This window comes from Paenibacillus sp. FA6, assembly GCF_051550225.1.
GTDB lineage: Bacteria > Bacillota > Bacilli > Paenibacillales > Paenibacillaceae > Paenibacillus_AQ.
Window position 1 is genome coordinate 524,540 of record NZ_CP188820.1, and the last position, 18,406, is coordinate 542,945.

Below are 18,406 nucleotides of genomic sequence, written 5' to 3' on the forward strand. Positions count from 1 at the left end.
AAAGATGGACACTATAATAAGCAACTGATAAACTATTGAGTGATAATGATTATCAATTATAGGAGCTACATATAGCTAGAAGAGGGAATCCATATGTTTAAATCTATGAATGAAATAGAGATGTCTACGAATCAACCTATTCGTACTCGACCTAGAATGGCTATCGCTGTACTCATTGGAGGAACAGTACTGTTAATTTTAGGACTGATGCTATCGATATCCGTTGGTGCGGTCAATATTCCGTTTCAGACTGTATGGGATGCTATCTTTCATTACAACTCCAGCATAACGGATCATGGAATTATCCATGAAATACGTATACCAAGAGCGTTAGCAGATATCTTAGTCGGGGCAGGATTTGCAGTAGCAGGGGCCGTGATGCAAGGGATGACGAGGAATCCGATGGCGGATTCTGGAATTCTCGGTATTAATGCAGGGGCTATATTTATGGTAGCGATCTGTTTCGCATTTTTTCCTACGTTATCTTATAACTGGACGATTCTATTATCCTTCGTAGGAGCCGCTATGAGTATGATCTTAGTGTATGGGATTGGCGGACTTTCACGGAAAGGAATGACTCCGATCAGGCTCGTGCTTGCAGGTGCCGCAGTAAGTGCACTATTCACCGCACTTAGCGAAGGCATCGCCATCTATTCTAAACTGAGTCAGGACTTAGCCTTCTGGTTCGCTGGTGGAACAGCAGGTGTGACATGGGCTCAATTAGAAATGATCGCGCCATGGATGATTGTTGGATTGGTAGGGGCGCTGCTTCTATCACGCTCCATTACCATACTAAGCCTAGGAGAGGAAGTAGCTAAGGGTCTAGGTCAGCAAATGACCGTTGTAAAAATGTTGGGAGCACTTGTTGTCCTCATTTTGGCAGGTGTATCTGTATCGATTGCTGGTCCGATCGCCTTTGTAGGGCTTGTCGTTCCCCACTTCGCTCGATTTCTCGTAGGTGTGGATTATCGATGGATTATTCCGTGTTCGGCTGTGCTTGGTGGAATTCTATTAACTGTTGCCGATATTGGTGCGAGAATGATTAATGCTCCGTTTGAGTCACCTATTGGTGCTTTAATCGCTATCGTCGGTGTTCCATTCTTCCTTTATGTAGCGCGTAAAGAAGGGAGGAATCTTTCATGAGTGTAGTTAAAGCGGACCCAACGGAGAAATTAAAGAAGAAGAGACATCGGATGATTGTCATGTTTATATTGGTAATCCTCATTGTCCTGACATTTATAATTAGCATGAATACGGGTGTATCAACACTATCACCGCTGGAAGTATTAAATACGATCTTGGGCAAAGGGACAGATTTCCAGAGATTAATATTGATTGAATTTAGACTTCCGCGAATTGTAATTTCGATTCTTGTGGGCGCGGGACTTGCTGTTTCGGGTTGCATACTGCAAGGGATTACTCGTAATCCGCTAGCCGATCCAGGCTTGCTTGGCATTACGATAGGTGCTGGCTTAGCTGTTGTGCTGTTTATTTCTTTCTTTCCGAGTAATATGCAAGCACCAACTTTATTGATGCCATTCCTTGCACTTCTGGGTGCTAGTATAGCCGGTGCTATCATTTATTTGTTAGCATATAGCAAACAAGATGGTCTGATCCCGATCCGCCTAATTCTCGTGGGAATTGCTGTATCAGCCGGACTTGGTGCCATATTAACGATCCTCTCTCTTCGCCTAAGTCACAACAACTATGACATGATCGCAGTATGGCTTGTAGGGAGAATATGGGGGAGTAGTTGGGATTTCGTTCTAGCATTAGCGCCTTGGCTTATCATCCTACTGCCATATGCGTTCTATAAGTCTCGCGTGTTGGATGTGCTAGGATTCGGTGATAAGCTCGCTACCGGGCTTGGTATTCCAGTGGAGAGGGAGCGTCTCAAATTGCTTGCGGTCGCCATTGCGTTAGCCGCCTCTTGTGTGTCAGTGAGTGGAGGAATTGCCTTCGTTGGGTTAATTGGTCCACATGTAGCCCGTCGTCTGATTGGCCCACAGCATAAGTATTTATTACCAACATCTGCATTAGTGGGAGCCCTTATGCTTCTTCTTGCGGATACGCTTGGAAGAGCCATTTTGCAGCCAACAGAAATACCCGCTGGAATTGTGGTGGCTATCATTGGTGCCCCTTATTTTCTTTATATGTTATCTAGACAGTAATCAAGTTCTTCCGGGGAAACAAGTTTTTGAATCACATGAGGTAATATGGTATTCTTTTTCATAAGAAACACCCTTCTTGTATTTGATTGGTAATACTTTCATTTTACAAGAGGAGTGTTTCTTTTTGCATTAGATTGATGAGGTGCTTATGGTGGGGAATGGAAGTATTGTGTTATTGGTGAAAATAAGACTACATATCACTATGCGAATAAAGAGTTCAATCAAAATTTACAGTGAATATTATCACCCGATTGCACCACTCTAACCGTTTTTTGCACCACTGAATATCATAAAATGCACCACCAAAAACCATAAATTACACCAGATCGATATGTGAACCTGACGGAATCATGAATTTCGTCAGGTTCTTTCTGCACTCTGGATCTTGTTAAATCAAAGTAATCTAAGTAAAAATAAATGTATTCGCTGACTTTGTATAAGTTTACTTTACTTTTATTAAAATTGAGTTTATAATTTGATTCAAGAGGTGATGGTCATGAAGAAAGATTTTGGTGATTCGATATCCAATAAGGTTTATGAATATCGTGTACTTGCCAGAATGTCTCAGCAAGAATTAGCAGAGAAAGTCGGGGTATCCAAACAAACCATCTTCGTAATGGAAAAAGGAAATTATGTTCCGACTCTGCTGTTAGCTTTTCGAATTGCCGATTTTTTTAAAGTTGAAGTAAACGATATTTTTACTTATGGGAAAGGAATTGATCAAAATGATAAGTAAGTATTTCTCAGATATCCACAACGCAATTTTTCCCCCTTTAAAATCCTGGGCTGAACAATCTCCGGGAAATTGGAATATTCTCCTTGGGGTTTCTTTGTTACTGCTTATGGTTAGTATGATTATGCTCTATGCATTTTATAAGATGATTGGGCGAGAAGACGAACGTACAAACACAATCTTTTTGAAAAGCAGTTTCTATATGCTGGTGGTAATTGTTCTATGTGACATAATTTTTCCAAAAGAATATATGTGGAACATCTTTTTCTTGTTCAAATATACGCTAGCATTTTTCGCTGGTGGAATTTACTTGGCAGTCCAATATAAAAAGGATTTTTCATAAGGAAAAGTAGAGAGTGAGATCTAGCCACGGATGGAGGATTAGACAATGCTAGTAAATATGCTAACTAAGCGATATGGAAATTCAATAATTTTAAAAGATATCTCTTTGAATTTTAATCAGGGAGAAATCGTTGGTCTGATTGGAAGAAACGGCGCTGGAAAAAGTACTCTGATGAAGATTATAACGCAAAACATTCAAACCTATGATGGATCAGTTGCAGACAATCATCAGGTAGGGTACTTGATTGAGGAACCAAAGCTATTCAATAATAAGACAGGATTATTCCACTTAACTTATTTTTCAGGAATTTACGGAAACACCTTCAAACTCAATGAATACGAGATGAAGCTGGTATTCGATTATTTTATGAGAAGTCAGGAGAAGAAGGGATTAGCGCCTAGGAAGTTATTTTGGAAAAGGACTGCTTGGCTATTCGTTTTTGGTGCGGTTCATTTATTGTATCGTATTCCTGATTATTCAGGTGTATCTATCAACAATTATTATGAAGAAATATAACTATGGACCATTTGAGTTTGTATGGAGAAAGTTAGTCTTTTTGAAAAGATAGTTTGAACAATCCTATCAATGTGATTGTTGATATATTTATATATATGACTTACAAGAAAGTAAGTAATAAATCCACGCTAGAAACTAGAAATATGAAACCCATAGATAAACCTGGTATGATTGAGTTCTAGTAGGTTTATCTATGATTTTAATTTTTGAAATTAAAGATAAGCTGATGAAGGAGGGGTATTGTGAAACTAGTAGCCTGGTCGGAAAATCAAGATATATATAAATTGTCGGATGAATTTACAATTGAGAAGGCGGATGCACAACAATATGCAATATATCTGGCAACCTATGACGCCGATAATGTAGAAGGGGTTCTGAACTGGGATGAGAGGGTACTCTTTTCAAATCCCGGAAACAACGGATACTGGATTAAAAAAGGCGGAAAAAGAATTGGGGGGGTCGGAATTGGACCCAATTTTATGAATTCATTCTTCATTGAACCACCATTCATGGATAGTTATGAAGTATTGAAATTGTTAAAGAATTTATTAATAAAGTGGTCTGATAGAAGTAAGAAAATAATGTTATGGGGACTACCATCATATTATGAGGATTTCAGTAAATTGGGATTTTGGAAACATATGACTAGATGCTGTATGATTCGTCCTACTGAAAAATTCAATATTACCTTGGATAATAAGTATTTAGAAATGAGACCTAAAAATGGTGATGAAAAAAATATGGCTGAGATTTCATATCTAGCTAGAGTCAATAGTCTTGAATCCATTTATAACCAAGTTATATATGGGGACTCAATTAAGATAGAAGATGAAGTAATCCAATATAAATCCAATTTAGAGGAAATTGAATCTAATTCAATATTAAAAAAATCATCTACTTGTCTATATGCGGACAACAATGAATTAATTGCTTTCTGCCTAATATCTATCCATGCGAAGTATCCTTTAATAGAGGATATCGTTGTTCATCCAAATTATCAAGGTAAAGGATTAGCGACTTATATGTTGAAGAAGGCATTAAGTGAATTAAAAGATGATTGTCCCGTTCTAAGATTGTTCGTAACTATTGGATTGAATGCAGAAAGGATATATCATGAATTAGGCTTTCAATCTGGAGAAAAATTCACATCATTTTACATACCAGAAGAGAACTTTCGTACGATGTAAGCAAAATGGATAGAGAATCAGATGTACTCTGATCACTCTATCCATTTCTTTGTGTGCTATACAGAATTCATCCTCTGCACTACTTCGTAAGGCTCTTTAACACATCATCCATAACTTGTTCACCAGCGATATATCCGCTATATAACCAACTACTTGTGGATTCCATTTCATATACATGTCCAGCTTTCACCGCAGGAAGATTCGCCCAAATGGTACCTTGAGTTGTATCATCTGCTTGGCCCTTATCACTGTTGACAAGGAAAATATGGTCTGCATCTAGCTGTGCTAGCTTCTCTAGCGAAATGGGATTCCATGATGCTCTTGCATCTTGAGGAATTTCAGTCACTAAATTCGGTGGAGTCATACCTAGATCACCATATAATACGGAACCACTAGATACTGTTTCATCAACCAAAAAGAATTGTTTACCCGTCAACCAAAGAATGGCAGCAGATTGTTGCTCAATGGCTTCAGTAAGCTTTGCTTTCGTATCGGCTACCTTTTGATCATAATCTTGGAGGGCTTTCTCAGCTACTTCTGTTTTATTTAATATTTCAGCAAGGGTAGTGAGTGATGTTCTCCAATCTGCAAGTACTTCAGAATCCAATACATAGGTAGGTGCGATTTTGGAGTATTGCTCATAGAGACCGTTCTGTACTTGTGATTCAGCTCCAATAATGATGAGATCAGGGGTAAAACTTGCAACTGATTCGGGAGGTAAATCATAGCTAATTGTAGGAACATCTTTCAATCCAGTTGCTAGGTAATCTTGTATACCATTGGCAACGGACCATTGTGCTACTGGTGTAATACCAAGAGTAACAAGATGGTCTTCTAGATAGGAACCAATAATTCGTTGAGGATTGGCCGGGATAACGACCTTATGACCCATACCATCTGTTACTGTCTTTTCGACGGGAACTATAGTTTCACTATTTTTAGTTGAGTTATCTGCCGTTGTATTCTGTTGTGGTTCCTTTGTATTCGTTGTTGTAACACTGTTATTTCCGCATGCACTTAACAATAAGGTTACTGCCATCATACTGACAAATAATAAACTGAACCTTTTCTTGAATGATTGTTGTCTATAATTCAAATCGTTCCCCACCTTATATAGTCTATTAGTTCTACTCAAAACAATGATAATGATTATCATTTTCAAAGTCAAGAGAAATCTAGTGCATAGGGGGAGTATTCTTACGGAAGGATTGATTCAGTACTTCTGATAATACGAGACCTAAGGCGATGGATCCAGCGAGTAGGAAGGCTTGAACGCCGAATTGAACGGCAGCGGTATAATCATTCTGCACGAAACTGCGCATAGCATTATAAGCAAGCCCACCTGGAACCAATGGAATAATGCCTGATATGCTAAAAATAATAACAGGCATTTTATAAAACTTCGCAAATATTTGGCAAACTACGCCAACGAGGAAGGTGGCCACAAGTGCAGCCAACACATCATCAGCATGTTCTAGTAACAGAGTATAGAGCATCCAACTGAGTGTGCCAACAAGTCCGCACTGAAGTAGGGATCTTTTGGGGGCATTGAAGAGAATGGCAAAGGCGGCAGATGCAATGAAACTGGTGACTATTTGAACTAACATGTTGATCAGACCTCTTTCAATGAAAAATAGTGAAAACAATAGCAACACCTGTTCCAATAGCAAAAGCAGTTAGGAACGCCTCAGCTCCTCTAGACAGCCCGGAAACAAGATGCCCCGCCATTAAATCACGTATCGCATTTGTGATAAGTAGACCTGGAACCAGTGGCATGACGGAACCGATGATGATTGTATTCACTGATTGCCCAAAATTTGCTGAGGTCAGTAAGAAAGAGACTATACCGATCAGGAAAGCTGCGATCAATTCGGCGAAAAACTTCACCTTTACCAAGCGATGGAAATAGATAAAGGTGGTATAACCTAATCCGCCACAAATCATAGCGGGAACGAAATCAGGCCATGTGCCTTGAAACATGATGGTGAAGCAAGCACTCGCAATGGAAGCCGCAGCAATTTGGAATGCTATCGAGTAGGCGTGAGACTCTTTGTCAATCTTGCAGAGCATGTGATGTGCTTCTTGAATGGAGAGTTCTCCATTGCTTAGTTGTCTTGAAATGCCGTTTACTGCATTCACTTTCTGAAGGTCGGTTGTCCGTTCTACTATTCGGATCAGCTTGGCTGATTCAACGCCATTGGGTTGGAAAATAATTCCGGTTGGCATCACAAAACTATGGGAGTTTAGAAGATTAAATGAGGATGCTATTCGGGACATGGTATCTTCTACGCGATAAGTTTCTGCCCCGCTTTGCAGCATGATTTTCCCAGCTAACAGACAAACTTCAACGACTTCATGAATGGGTTGTTCTACCCTTATTTCCAAGGCGATCTTCTCCCTCGTCAAGCTATTCATAAGCGATTACCGCATTCATTCTACAATGATAAAATCATTATATCATGTGGAAAATATAATGGAGAACATTGGGAAGCCAAGTTACCGTTATTCAACAGGTATCAGGTGCTGAGGTTTTAATTGTTCTGGTTTTTTTAAAAGGGGCTTTACAACACTACATTCATAGTGTACTATTTAGGTATAACAGTGACACTGAGGAAAGGAGATCAACCTATCGTGAGTATTGAATTTGACAATAATCAGCCGATTTATTTACAAATCATGAATTATATCAAGAGACAGATCGTAACAGGTTCACTAAAGGCTGGCGACAAAATAATATCGGTTCGGGAATTAGCAGCTGAATTACAGATTAATCCGAATACGATTCAGCGGACCTTTCAGGAGCTAGAGCGGGAAGAAGTTGTTGAGACGAGACGTGGTCTCGGAAGATACGTGACAAGTGAGGAATCTAAAATTATGGAGATGAAGAAGGAAATGGCAGGAGATTTGCTAGATCGATTTATTAATGGCATGCAGGAACTTGGATTTGCAAATCAAGATATCGTATCTATCGTAGCCGAGGCGGTAACGGCAGGCCCTGAATCAGACTCGAATCAAGAGAGAGGAGCGAACCTACGTGAATAGTTTATTGCAAATGAATGATGTAACGAAGACTTACGGATCGAAACGCGCTTTGAATGATGTATCCCTTGAGATCGGAACGGGGAAAATTGTAGGTCTCCTTGGGAGTAATGGAAGTGGGAAGAGTACGCTCATGAAGATGGTCTCTGGGTTGTTACAGCCATCTAGAGGGACCATATCCGTAGCGGGAACACCTGTAGGATTGAACAGCAAAGGGTTAGTGTCCTTCATGCCAGATCGACCCTTGACGGAATCATGGATGAAGGTCCGTGATGCTATTACCTTTTTTCAAGATTTCTATGACGACTTCGATAGTTCGAAAGCGCGTGAAATGCTTCAATTCATGAAATTGAATGAAAGTGATCGTGTCAGTGTGTTGTCCAAAGGGATGAGTGAAAGGTTACAACTAACATTGGCATTGTCACGTAAAGCACGGCTTTATTTGCTGGATGAGCCGATTGGTGGAGTGGACCCAGTCGCTCGGGGCAAAATATTAGATGCTATTGTAGAGTACTACAATGAAGATAGTAGTCTGATTATCTCAACTCACCTTGTGCGTGATATTGAGCGGATCTTTGATGAAGTTGTCTTCATCCGTGAAGGAGAGATTGTCATGCAAGAAGAAGTGGAGAATATACGTATTAAATATGGAAAAAGCGTTGATGACATGTTTAAAGAGGTGTATGCAGAATGATGAAATTGTTGAAATATGACTTTAAACGAAATACAAGCAGGTTACTAGGTGTTATGGCTGTACTCATTCTTGTGCAGGTATCGATCATGCTATTCATTGAAAACAATATGTTATTAACATGGCTCACTATTTTTGCTTATATTATCGCCGGAGTGTTTCTATTTATAACACCGATTCGTACTTTTAGTTATAATCTCAAAGCCTATCACCGTAAATTATTGCCTGTGCATACGTTAAAGTCCATTCTATCGCCTATTGTGATGGGGGGGGGATGTTTATTGATATTGGGGTTCGTAGCGGCCATTCATGGATATGTATACCTATCGGCTTTTGGACATATAGAAATTATTATGGACCAAATTAGAATGTATCCCTTAGATACGATAATGACTCTATTCAGCGTGTTTTGGATGATTATTCATGTACTGATTACGATCTTCTTAGCGATCACAATTGCTGCTAGTATTCGTAGGAAGGGAAGCTTTTGGATCGGAATCGTATCCTTTTTCCTTATTGTGAATGGGCTAACCTGGATAGAATCTAAATTTTTTGGGGAGTATAATGGGGGATTAATTCGAATTTTTTCGGTTGAATTTGATAATGCAGCAAGTGGCATGTCAACAAATACTGATTTTAACTCAATGTATTTCTCAGGTAACTCTATAGGGATGTTTATCTTTGAACTGATCTGTTCCATAGCCTTCCTTTATATCATGGTGAAACTAATTGATCGGAAAGTAGAAGTGTAATAATAAACGGCCCCGCGCACGCAGGTAACTCGCGTATGGGGCCGTTTGTTATAGAATCATGATTGAGTTACACCTTAAAAGTGTCTGTGCTTTCTTTTAAGCTTGTTGAAGCATTCTTTAATGTGTGGGTTAGTTCATATAATTGATCGGATATTTCATTCTGACCTTGAGAAACTTCACTTACAAGTTGAATACGTGTATTTACCTCAGAGGATGAGGTGGATAATGTCTCAACTGAATTAACAATATTACCCATACTCATGGAGATTTCACCAATGGCCACCGTGATTTCACTAACTTGACCAGCTAGAATGGAACTTTGTGATTCCAACTCTTGGAATGTTGTGCTAGACTTTTCAGAAATAACTTTCGTTTCCTGAATAACACTTGAGAAGGTAGCTAGACTTTGTCCACAAGAGGTCATATTCGAATGGATAAGCACTAGGTCTGTATTAATCTCCTCAGAGAGTGATTTGGTATTCTCCGATAATTTACGAATTTCATCAGCAACAACAGCAAATCCTCTTCCATGTTCACCCGCTCTAGCTGCTTCGATCGAGGCATTCAAGGATAATAGATTGGTCTGGGTATTCACATTTTGAATGCCGGACAGGGTCTGTTCGATATGGTTATATCGTTCGGACATCGTATCGAACACCTGCATTAACTGTTCAAATTCATTTCCCGTCCGATCAACTAATTTAACGACCTCATTCATATGCTTGACACCAACGTGTGAAGAATCTTTCATTAACTGCATATTGTCATTAATATATTCACTGGATGCCGTGATTTGCTGAGAACTAGCAGACACTTGCTCGGTTACTGCAGATATAGATGTGGTCTCGTCCAGTTGAGATAAAAGAACGGGTGCGCTATCATCAATTTCCTTCTTCACTGTAATAGACGCTTCTTTGTTATCTTGAGCAATGTCTTCCATACGTTGCGATATCTTCATGACATTGTTGCTAATGTCGAGGGTAGATTGAATCGTATTCCGAAGATTGGTTCCCATGACAGCGAGCTTCTGATCTATCGTGCCGAATTCATCACTACGAATTAAATTCCCTTCATAAGTGAAGTCACTATTTTGATAGGAATCAATACGACTCATGATGCCTGATAATCCTTTTCGAATTCTAGTGATAAAGTTCATAATCATCAAGAACGGTATAAGGATAAGGATTGCACTACTAATATAGATGGCTATGTTGGCTCTAGATACACTTTGGCTTAGAATAGTCTGATTTTCTTGTAACACTTCCTGGAATTTATCATTTATCGTGGACTTACTATAAGATAAAACTGAAGTGTAGGTACTCATGAGTTTCTGTTTTAATATGCGCCTATCGAAGTCCGTGAGTTCAGGTGTTATCTGTGGATGGACTTCAAGCAAGGTAGCATAGACCATATTTAGAACATTAACGTAATTCACAAATGTACCTTCGGTTAAATTTAAGTACTTGTCAAAAGCACTGAATTGTAAAGTAAGAGATTCCATTTCCTGAGGAAGGCTTTCGATATCCTGCAGCATACTTACTCGATTATCTCTGTTTCCAGTCTCTATCATATCGATCATCCATATTAGATCCCGTTGCATTTTATCAGCTACTTCTACGTAACTCTTTTCTTGTTCTGTTGCATATTGTGAATCCTTGATGCTCTCTGATACCGCTCGGTTGGATATAATATTGCTGGTTCCTGACCCAATACTTACGAGTGTTACGACTACTAGCATCAGGATGAGTTGCTGGGTAATGGTTTGATTTTTTCGATAATTTCTGATCTTTTCAAAGAACTTCTTCATGTGTTTCTCTCCTTTTATGTGTCTATCTAAATACTATCGGAATATATACGAATAAAATTGAGTTAAATGTATGCCCTAAGACCTATAAGAAGGACGGATGTTGTCAATCGGCAGTCATAATCCTGTCCAAGCTCACATATATTTGCAGTACTATCCCATTTAGGATATAGACGGATACTCTGAATATAGTACGAAGCGGGAGAAGGATTCGAATGTCGTGAGGGAGGGTTATGTGATGAAGAAAAAGGAATGCATAGCCATGCTATTAGCTGGAGGAGAGGGGAAACGCTTAGGAAAGCTAACTAGAAAAATAGCTAAACCTGCTGTGTTCTTCGGTGGCAAGTATCGTATTATCGATTTCACACTCAGTAATTGCACGAATTCAGGTATTGATACAGTTGGGGTATTAACGCAGTATCATCCTCAAGTATTGAACCACTATATCGGTATTGGAAAACCATGGGATTTGGATCGTAAAGAAGGTGGAGTCTCGATTCTACCTCCATTTATCAAGCGAAAAGGTGGGGATTGGTACAAAGGAACCGCAGATGCTATATATCAGAACATCGATTATATTGAACAATACAATCCTGAATATGTACTTATTATATCTGGTGACCATATTTACAAAATGGATTATGAGCGAATGCTACATTTTCACAAAGAACAAAAAGCTGATGCAACGATCGCTGTTATTGAAGTCGAATGGAAAGATGTGAACCGTTTCGGAATTCTAAGCGTGGATGATAAGCATAGAGTGACTCAATTTCAGGAGAAACCAAAGGATAGTACAAGCAATCTCGCCTCCATGGGGGTGTATATGTACACATGGAAGACGCTGAAACAATACTTGGAGAATGATGCCGCCGAGGCGCAATCCAGTCATGATTTCGGGAAAGATATTATTCCTACGATGTTGGAAGATGGTATACAATTATCGGCCTATCCTTTCGAGGGATACTGGAAAGATGTCGGGACGATTGATAGCCTGTGGGAAGCGAATATGGACTTGTTGGATGATGAGACTACTCTGAAATTAGATGATCGTAAGTGGCGTATTTACTCTCTGAATCCGAATCAACCCCCTCAATATATCGCAGATTCTGCTAACATTGTTAATTCTCTTGTGAATGAAGGCTGCATTGTATTTGGAGAAGTGAAGCACTCAGTCTTGTTCTATGGCGTTGAGATTGGAGTGGGGAGTGTGATCATCGATTCCGTTATCATGCCTAATGCCAAAATTGGAGAGAATGTAACGATCTATAAAGCTATCGTAGGTGAAGGATCCATCATTGGGGATGGAAGTAAAGTAGGGTCACCTGACACTGATGAAGTTACTCTTGTAGGAAATCATGAATCAATCCCTTCGGAATTCTTACACTTGAAGGAGCAGATGTTGACATGAAGAATGTTATGGGAATTATCAATATGGTGAATGAGACAGATCAGTTGGAAGAACTTACGTATCATCGAAATATCGGATCTGTTCCGTTTGCCGGTCGCTACCGCCTCATTGATTTCATTCTATCAAGTATGGTTAACTCTGGAATTACGAATGTTGGAATATTCACACATACGAAATATCGTTCATTAATGGATCATTTAGGATCAGGGAAGGAATGGGATCTAGACAGAAAAAGGTCTGGGCTGTTCATTCTTCCTCCTATGAAGGAAGGTCTGGATGGTTCCAATGGAGATTTACACGCATTAAATGCTCATAGAGATTATCTACATCGAAGTAGTGAGGAGTATGTCTTGATCTCCCGAAGCTACATGGTATGTAATATCGACTTTAACGGATTACAGGAATTCCACAATAGCACTAGAGCAGACATCACCGTAGTATATAAAGATACGAGTGATGTCGATTCATTCTCAACACGGATTGGAATGGATGATAAAGGTCGAGTGACGTCGATCTGGGAACCGAATTCATCACCGCATGGCGATAAGGTATCCATGGAGATGTTCTTTCTTAAGAAAAGTCTACTGCTAGATCTAATAGAAGCATCTTTAGCAGAAGGTCATCATAGCCTTATGAAGGATGCGATTCGTGCCAATCTTGGTCGGTTGAATATATATGGTTATTCGCATCAGGGGTATCTAGGAGTTATTAATACATTGAACAGTTACTACAAGCACAGCATGAATCTTCTGAATCCGAATGTGTGGAGAGAGTTATTCTTTAAGCCAGGACTTATTTATACGAAAATAAAAGATGAGCCCCCAGCACGACACTTAGCTTCCGGTCATACAAGTAATTCCATGGTGGCCAATGGATGTGTCATTGAAGGGCGTGTCGAGAACTCCATTCTATTTCGTGGGGTCCATATTCGTAAAGGTGCGACCGTAAGAAATAGTATTGTGATGCAGAACGGTGTGATCCATGAGAACACCTCCATCGAACAGGCTATTATTGATAAGGATGTCATCGTTAAGGCAGATAGAACGTTAATAGGACATGAGCGAGCGCCGTTTGTCGCTGTGAAGCGGAAGGTTATTTGATAGGGAATTACGTAGACTCTTGAACTCCGTAGTCATGATATACTGCAGTCACATTAAGACTCCGGTCTTGGAGACATATTCAATGGGTCCACAACAAAATGCTGAACCGTAAAGGTTCTCTGCATAAGGTAAAAGGGATTGGAAATCTAAAAGAGCAGCTCATTCCTCGTCAGAAGAGAGCTGCTTTTGCTTTATCAGACCTTTGTTGATACTACTTATATGTTGATCCTTAAAAAGTTCTCGCCAAAGAGATCAACGCAGTAATCGTGACGACATTCAATAAAGTGGAAATCAACACGGTTTGTGCGGCGAAATCGGGTTCGTTATGATACTCTTCAGCCAGAATGGATGAGTTAACGCCTGTTGGCATACCTGAAGCGATGAGTAAAGCTTGTGCGGGGATACCATGTAACCCCAAAGTGTATACGAGTAAACAACCAATTGCGGGTCCGATCAGAAGGCGCACGAATACACTCACATACACATCTAACCGATACAAGCGTAACGGATATTTCACGATTTGTGCTCCAAGCGTTAGCAATGCGACAGCGACCATGGATTGCTGTGCATAGGTTAGCGGTTGAGAGATAAAGATTGGAAGAGGAGCCTTCAGCGCACGAAGGAGCAATCCGATACCTAATGCGTAGGGGACAGGCATTTTGAGAAAACCAATCAATACACTTCTGTAGTTTCCTTTAAGCTTCGCCCCTTGGATAGAGAGCACACCATATGTAAAGGTCAGTAGGCTCTGAAGTGACATGATTAATGCTTGAATGGAGGAGGCTAATGGATCACCATTAAAGACTAAAGCGTTGACAGGCATGCCGTAGTTCCCCGAATTATCCAGCATAATACTATTATTGAATGCGGCCTTCATCCCCTTGCTAAGCTTCATATAACGGGATAGCAGTGAACCAATCAAGTAGAGGATAAGAACATATAGTGCGTAGAATAGCGTGATTGTCCCCAGTAGCTCTCCTGATATATCTGAATGATACATACTCATGAAGACAGCAGCAGGTGTGATACAGTAAAAGTTTATTTTGGCTAAAGTATATAGGTCTAGGCGGAATACGCGCTGCATCCAAGATCCAATTCCAATGAGTACGAATACGGGTAATACGACTTCTAACATGATGTCTACAATCATAAATTCAACTTCCTCTGCGAGTGATAGAATCGAAATGATCTTCCCATTATAGCACTTATGTCCGATAGGACTTAGAAGAATAACTTTGTTATAACAGAGGGTTATGATACGATAGGCAGATACAGAACTTTATTACGATAACGGCAAACCTATCGAAAGGTAGGGACGCAAAGCTATAGGGCCTTCTTGTTAAGATGGTAGCCTAGCCACCGAAGGGAGTTTTATTTGTGCGGAAATTCATGCTATTTGTGGCGACACTTGTGATAGTGATCTCTTTATTTAATGGAGTAACAGTCCGTGCTGCAGTAGGGACTAGCTGGTTAGATGAAGCTAATGTAGACAAGGGAATTATTAGTGTGAAGTACGACGTGAAGGCGAAAGTTCAGACAAAACTCGTAATCGTTAAGGGCGAGGAGAAATATACTTATGATTTAACGGTTAGCAAGCAAGCGGAAGTATTTCCCCTTCAATTGGGCAACGGTAATTATACAGTTAGCATTCTTGAACAAGCAACGGGAAACAAATATCGAGTTGTACACACAGATACGATCACGCTTGATCTGAGTGATAGCGCAACAGTATATTTGAACTCGATTCAGAATGTGAATTGGAATGATACGAATCAAGCCATTAAAAAGGCGAAAGAATTAACGGAAAATGTAAAAACGGATACCGAGAAGGTAACCATAATTTATAATTATGTCATTAATAATATTAAATATGATCATAAACTAGCAGCGAATGTTCCTGCAGATTATTTCCCTCAGATCGATCAGACATTGTCGTCGAAGAAAGATATTTGCTATGGGTATTCTACTTTGTTCGCAGCGATGCTTCGGAGTGTAGATATTCCTACTAAGCTTGTTATGGGTACGACTAGTTATGTGGATACCTATCACGCTTGGAATGAAGTATATGTGAACAATAAATGGGTTACTATCGATACAACGACTGATGCAGGCTGGAACGGTACTACAACAGCGTTTACGATGATCAAAGATGCAACAAAGTATTCGGCAACCAAACAGTACTAATGATAATATTTATGAGAAGCCTTGAACAATATGTTCGTGGCTTCTTTGTTTTTAGAAATCATGATATTGTTAACATAAGGAATTCAGTGTTACCCAATTCCACAAATAAGGAGTATGTTCTTAATGAAAGTGATTCTTGTAGATGATGAACAGCTTGCTGTAGATTATTTAGAGCGCCAACTTATGAAACTTTCAAACATAGAAATAATAGGTAAATTTATAGATCCGATTGTTGGAAGAAGAGAGATTCTTCTTCAAGATGTGGATTTAGTTTTTTTGGATATCAACTTACCAGAAATAAATGGGATTGAGTTAGCAGAACAGATTCTGGAGAAGAAGCCAGATATATATATTGTGTTTGTAACGGCATATAATGAATATGCCGTTAAGGCTTTTGAACTGAATGCATTGGATTATATAGTGAAACCTATTAGATTTGATCGGTTGAACAAAACGATGGAACGCATTACCGGATACGTAGAATCTAAACAAGATCAAGTTGTGAGTTATACTAATAGAATGAGGATGAATATATTTAGGCAAGTCACCGTCGAAGTGTCTAATAATCTATTCTCTGTGATTCAATGGCGGACGTCAAAAGCGCAGGAATTGTTCCTATATTTACTACAACATCGTGGTCAATTAGTTCGTAAATCTGTATTGATTGATCTGCTGTGGCCAGAGTATGAACAGGACAAAGTATATTCACAGTTATATACTGCTATTTATCACATACGAAAAACATTGGCACCCTATGATGAACATTTTCAAATTGTGAACTCAATGGAAGGTTATGTACTGAATATCGATCATGTTCTGTTAGACGTAGAAGAATGGGAGACTAGATTAGGTTCAGCTTCACCTCTATCAATTGAATCATTAGATAACTATATAGAAATCATGAAATTATATTCTGGAGATTACTTACAGGAATATGATTATTGGTGGGCTGAAAGCGAGCGTCAACGGCTTAAGGATTTGTGGCTCAGTATTTCTTATGAGATCGCAGACTGGTACGTAGAACACGATCAGCTAGATAAGGCTACTTTTTGGTATATTGAAATATGTAATCGGCATGTGCAAGAGGAGAAGGCTTATTTTATTCTGATGAAAATATATGCGTCTATGGATAATGATATATTGGTAAATCGACAGTATCATTCTCTGATTAGGAATCTACTGGATGAATTTAATGAACCGCCTAGTGCGTATATTTCAGAGTGGTATAAACAATGGCAAGGAAAGTTAATTGAATCTTGAATGTCTTGTGAGCAATGGGAAAGACCCTGTTTTCTACAAATGTAGATAGCAGGGTCTTTTTGTACTGTCTAGATATTGTATAGATAGCAATCTTATACTTGAATATGAAGATATAAAGACACTAGGAGATAGCATAAAGGGGTCGTTACAATTTGAATGCTGATTATTTTGAAGAAGTTCATAAACTCAGTTATACGGACGAATATAGATATAAGCTGCTGATACAGGGCACGAGACGTATTCTAAAAGAGAAGAAGAAAGTGGGAATCATACAGAAAATGAAACACAAATGGATAACGAACAAAAAGGAAATTAAAGCAGGAACTTGGAAATAAAATGGAATGTATTTATTTTTATGAAATAAAGACCAATATTATTTCCTTAGGGTGGTTAGTTATTGTTGAGAATTTGTTGAGATGTGATATTTATAATAGAAATTGGTAGAATTTATCGAATAATTGCGATAGCCATCTAATAAATCAAAGGTTAGGAATGTACATAATATGAGAAAAAGGGTGAAAATGGTCCCCGTACTACTAATAGTTATGGGAATGATGATGCTCAACTATCCCAAATTATCTGAAATGTATGAGAATTACCAGCAGCAGAAGTTGGTTGCGGAATGGCAGAAGAGTCTTAACAATATTGATAATGGAGATGAATTATCCGAAGAGATGGCTGAGGATACGTTATCTGATAACGTCGATCTTGAAGATGTGGTAGATGATCTGCAAGAGAGGACATCTAGTAACGATGAGAATATGGAAGGTATTCTACGTATCAGTACCATTGGTTTACAATTGCCCATTCTTCATGGAGCAACGAAGGAGAATATGAAGACTACGATTGCTAGTATCGCCAATACGGGGACAATGGGCCGGGTTGGAAACTATGCTCTCGCAGGACACAGAAACCGTACGTATGGAAGGAACTTCAATAGACTTAATGAGGTTGTTGAAGGCGATAAGATACAAGTCGATAATGGTGAACAACAATTTGAATATACAGTTACAGAGAAGCTACGTGTCAAACCCGAAGAAGTATGGGTGTTAGAAGGCAATGGTGAAGATAAAGAACTCACCTTGGTTACCTGTGATCCAATGATCAACCCCACTCATCGCATTATTATTAAAGGGAAAATAATAGATTAGAAGCGATGAAGAGAAGGAGTGATTGCTTTTGAGTACATAAACTCTGCTAAAAGGCATTGTGTTGACA

General features: G+C 39.2%; 21 protein-coding genes and 1 riboswitch. Of the genes, 16 read left to right on the forward strand and 5 right to left on the reverse strand.

The genetic code is table 11. The features are described from left to right. The first annotated feature begins 93 nt into the window (after positions 1-93). From ACP8HI_RS02395 to ACP8HI_RS02425, 7 genes are all read left to right on the forward strand, one after another. Complete coding sequence (locus ACP8HI_RS02395; protein WP_438349547.1) at positions 94-1,143, forward strand: FecCD family ABC transporter permease; 1,050 nt, start codon at positions 94-96, stop codon at positions 1,141-1,143. Further along, on the forward strand, positions 1,140-2,171 hold the full coding sequence (locus ACP8HI_RS02400; protein ID WP_438349548.1) for a FecCD family ABC transporter permease: 1,032 nt from the start codon (positions 1,140-1,142) through the stop codon (positions 2,169-2,171). Before ACP8HI_RS02395 ends, ACP8HI_RS02400 begins: the two co-directional genes overlap by 4 nt. Positions 2,172-2,667: 496 nt before the next feature. Continuing rightward, the gene (locus tag ACP8HI_RS02405) at positions 2,668-2,907 is read left to right on the forward strand and encodes a helix-turn-helix transcriptional regulator (protein WP_438349549.1); all 240 of its coding nucleotides are present in this window, start codon (positions 2,668-2,670) and stop codon (positions 2,905-2,907) included. Continuing rightward, positions 2,897-3,247, forward strand: a complete 351-nt coding sequence (locus ACP8HI_RS02410; RefSeq protein WP_438351682.1) for a DUF2178 domain-containing protein — start codon at positions 2,897-2,899, stop codon at positions 3,245-3,247. The genes ACP8HI_RS02405 and ACP8HI_RS02410 overlap by 11 nt, the downstream gene beginning before the upstream one ends. 45 nt (positions 3,248-3,292) lie before the next feature. After that, the gene (locus ACP8HI_RS02415) at positions 3,293-3,763 is read left to right on the forward strand and encodes an ATP-binding cassette domain-containing protein (RefSeq protein ID WP_438349550.1); all 471 of its coding nucleotides are present in this window, start codon (positions 3,293-3,295) and stop codon (positions 3,761-3,763) included. After that, positions 3,729-3,815 carry a DUF418 domain-containing protein gene (locus ACP8HI_RS02420; RefSeq protein WP_438351683.1) on the forward strand — a complete coding sequence of 29 codons (87 nt, stop codon included), beginning with the start codon at positions 3,729-3,731 and terminating at the stop codon, positions 3,813-3,815. Before ACP8HI_RS02415 ends, ACP8HI_RS02420 begins: the two co-directional genes overlap by 35 nt. A 190-nt stretch (positions 3,816-4,005) precedes the next feature. Beyond that, a complete protein-coding gene (locus ACP8HI_RS02425) occupies positions 4,006-4,950 on the forward strand; it encodes a GNAT family N-acetyltransferase (protein ID WP_438349551.1) in 945 nt (314 codons plus the stop codon). Between the two features lie 79 nt (positions 4,951-5,029). Here ACP8HI_RS02425 and ACP8HI_RS02430 read toward each other — a convergent pair whose 3' ends face one another. From ACP8HI_RS02430 to ACP8HI_RS02440, 3 genes are all read right to left on the reverse strand, one after another. Then, positions 5,030-6,046 (reverse strand): ABC transporter substrate-binding protein, encoded by a 1,017-nt coding sequence (locus ACP8HI_RS02430; RefSeq protein ID WP_438349552.1) that lies wholly within the window; start codon positions 6,044-6,046, stop codon positions 5,030-5,032. Positions 6,047-6,125: 79 nt separating this feature from the next. Beyond that, a complete protein-coding gene (locus ACP8HI_RS02435; protein ID WP_438349553.1) occupies positions 6,126-6,557 on the reverse strand; it encodes a threonine/serine exporter family protein in 432 nt (143 codons plus the stop codon). 16 nt (positions 6,558-6,573) lie between these two features. Beyond that, positions 6,574-7,335: a threonine/serine exporter family protein gene (locus ACP8HI_RS02440; protein WP_438349554.1), complete on the reverse strand. Its 762-nt coding sequence runs from the start codon at positions 7,333-7,335 to the stop codon at positions 6,574-6,576. A 246-nt stretch (positions 7,336-7,581) separates the two neighbouring features. Here ACP8HI_RS02440 and ACP8HI_RS02445 point away from each other — a divergent pair, with 246 nt between their 5' ends. The 3 genes from ACP8HI_RS02445 to ACP8HI_RS02455 are packed head-to-tail and all read left to right on the forward strand — an operon-like array spanning position 7,582 to position 9,432. Continuing rightward, complete coding sequence (locus ACP8HI_RS02445; RefSeq protein WP_438349555.1) at positions 7,582-7,992, forward strand: GntR family transcriptional regulator; 411 nt, start codon at positions 7,582-7,584, stop codon at positions 7,990-7,992. Then, complete coding sequence (locus tag ACP8HI_RS02450; RefSeq protein WP_438349556.1) at positions 7,985-8,683, forward strand: ABC transporter ATP-binding protein; 699 nt, start codon at positions 7,985-7,987, stop codon at positions 8,681-8,683. Before ACP8HI_RS02445 ends, ACP8HI_RS02450 begins: the two co-directional genes overlap by 8 nt. Next, positions 8,680-9,432 (forward strand): hypothetical protein, encoded by a 753-nt coding sequence (locus ACP8HI_RS02455; protein ID WP_438349557.1) that lies wholly within the window; start codon positions 8,680-8,682, stop codon positions 9,430-9,432. The genes ACP8HI_RS02450 and ACP8HI_RS02455 overlap by 4 nt, the downstream gene beginning before the upstream one ends. 67 nt (positions 9,433-9,499) lie before the next feature. On the opposite strand, the gene ACP8HI_RS02460 is transcribed toward ACP8HI_RS02455, so the two are convergent. Beyond that, positions 9,500-11,239: a methyl-accepting chemotaxis protein gene (locus tag ACP8HI_RS02460; protein ID WP_438349558.1), complete on the reverse strand. Its 1,740-nt coding sequence runs from the start codon at positions 11,237-11,239 to the stop codon at positions 9,500-9,502. Between the two features lie 235 nt (positions 11,240-11,474). On the opposite strand from ACP8HI_RS02460, the gene ACP8HI_RS02465 reads away from it, so the two are divergent. Beyond that, the gene (locus tag ACP8HI_RS02465) at positions 11,475-12,644 is read left to right on the forward strand and encodes a glucose-1-phosphate adenylyltransferase (RefSeq protein ID WP_438349559.1); all 1,170 of its coding nucleotides are present in this window, start codon (positions 11,475-11,477) and stop codon (positions 12,642-12,644) included. Beyond that, the gene (gene glgD / locus ACP8HI_RS02470; protein WP_438349560.1) at positions 12,641-13,744 is read left to right on the forward strand and encodes a glucose-1-phosphate adenylyltransferase subunit GlgD; all 1,104 of its coding nucleotides are present in this window, start codon (positions 12,641-12,643) and stop codon (positions 13,742-13,744) included. The genes ACP8HI_RS02465 and glgD overlap by 4 nt, the downstream gene beginning before the upstream one ends. A gap of 229 nt (positions 13,745-13,973) precedes the next feature. Here the strand turns inward: glgD and ACP8HI_RS02475 are convergent, their stop codons facing one another. Further along, positions 13,974-14,894 carry an AEC family transporter gene (locus ACP8HI_RS02475; RefSeq protein ID WP_438349561.1) on the reverse strand — a complete coding sequence of 307 codons (921 nt, stop codon included), beginning with the start codon at positions 14,892-14,894 and terminating at the stop codon, positions 13,974-13,976. Positions 14,895-15,026: 132 nt separating this feature from the next. Then, positions 15,027-15,108: riboswitch (cyclic di-GMP riboswitch) on the forward strand. A gap of 13 nt (positions 15,109-15,121) precedes the next feature. On the opposite strand from ACP8HI_RS02475, the gene ACP8HI_RS02480 reads away from it, so the two are divergent. The 4 genes from ACP8HI_RS02480 to ACP8HI_RS02495 all read left to right on the forward strand — a co-directional run bounded on the left by ACP8HI_RS02480 (position 15,122) and on the right by ACP8HI_RS02495 (position 18,339). Continuing rightward, a complete protein-coding gene (locus ACP8HI_RS02480) occupies positions 15,122-15,928 on the forward strand; it encodes a transglutaminase domain-containing protein (protein WP_438349562.1) in 807 nt (268 codons plus the stop codon). Between the two features lie 123 nt (positions 15,929-16,051). Next, positions 16,052-17,188, forward strand: coding sequence for a response regulator (locus tag ACP8HI_RS02485; RefSeq protein WP_438349563.1), 1,137 nt, complete (start codon positions 16,052-16,054; stop codon positions 17,186-17,188). A gap of 152 nt (positions 17,189-17,340) precedes the next feature. Next, positions 17,341-17,523, forward strand: coding sequence for a hypothetical protein (locus ACP8HI_RS02490; RefSeq protein ID WP_438349564.1), 183 nt, complete (start codon positions 17,341-17,343; stop codon positions 17,521-17,523). 210 nt (positions 17,524-17,733) lie between these two features. Then, entirely contained in the window at positions 17,734-18,339 is a 606-nt protein-coding gene (locus ACP8HI_RS02495) for a class D sortase (protein ID WP_438349565.1), read from the forward strand. Positions 18,340-18,406 lie beyond the last annotated feature (67 nt).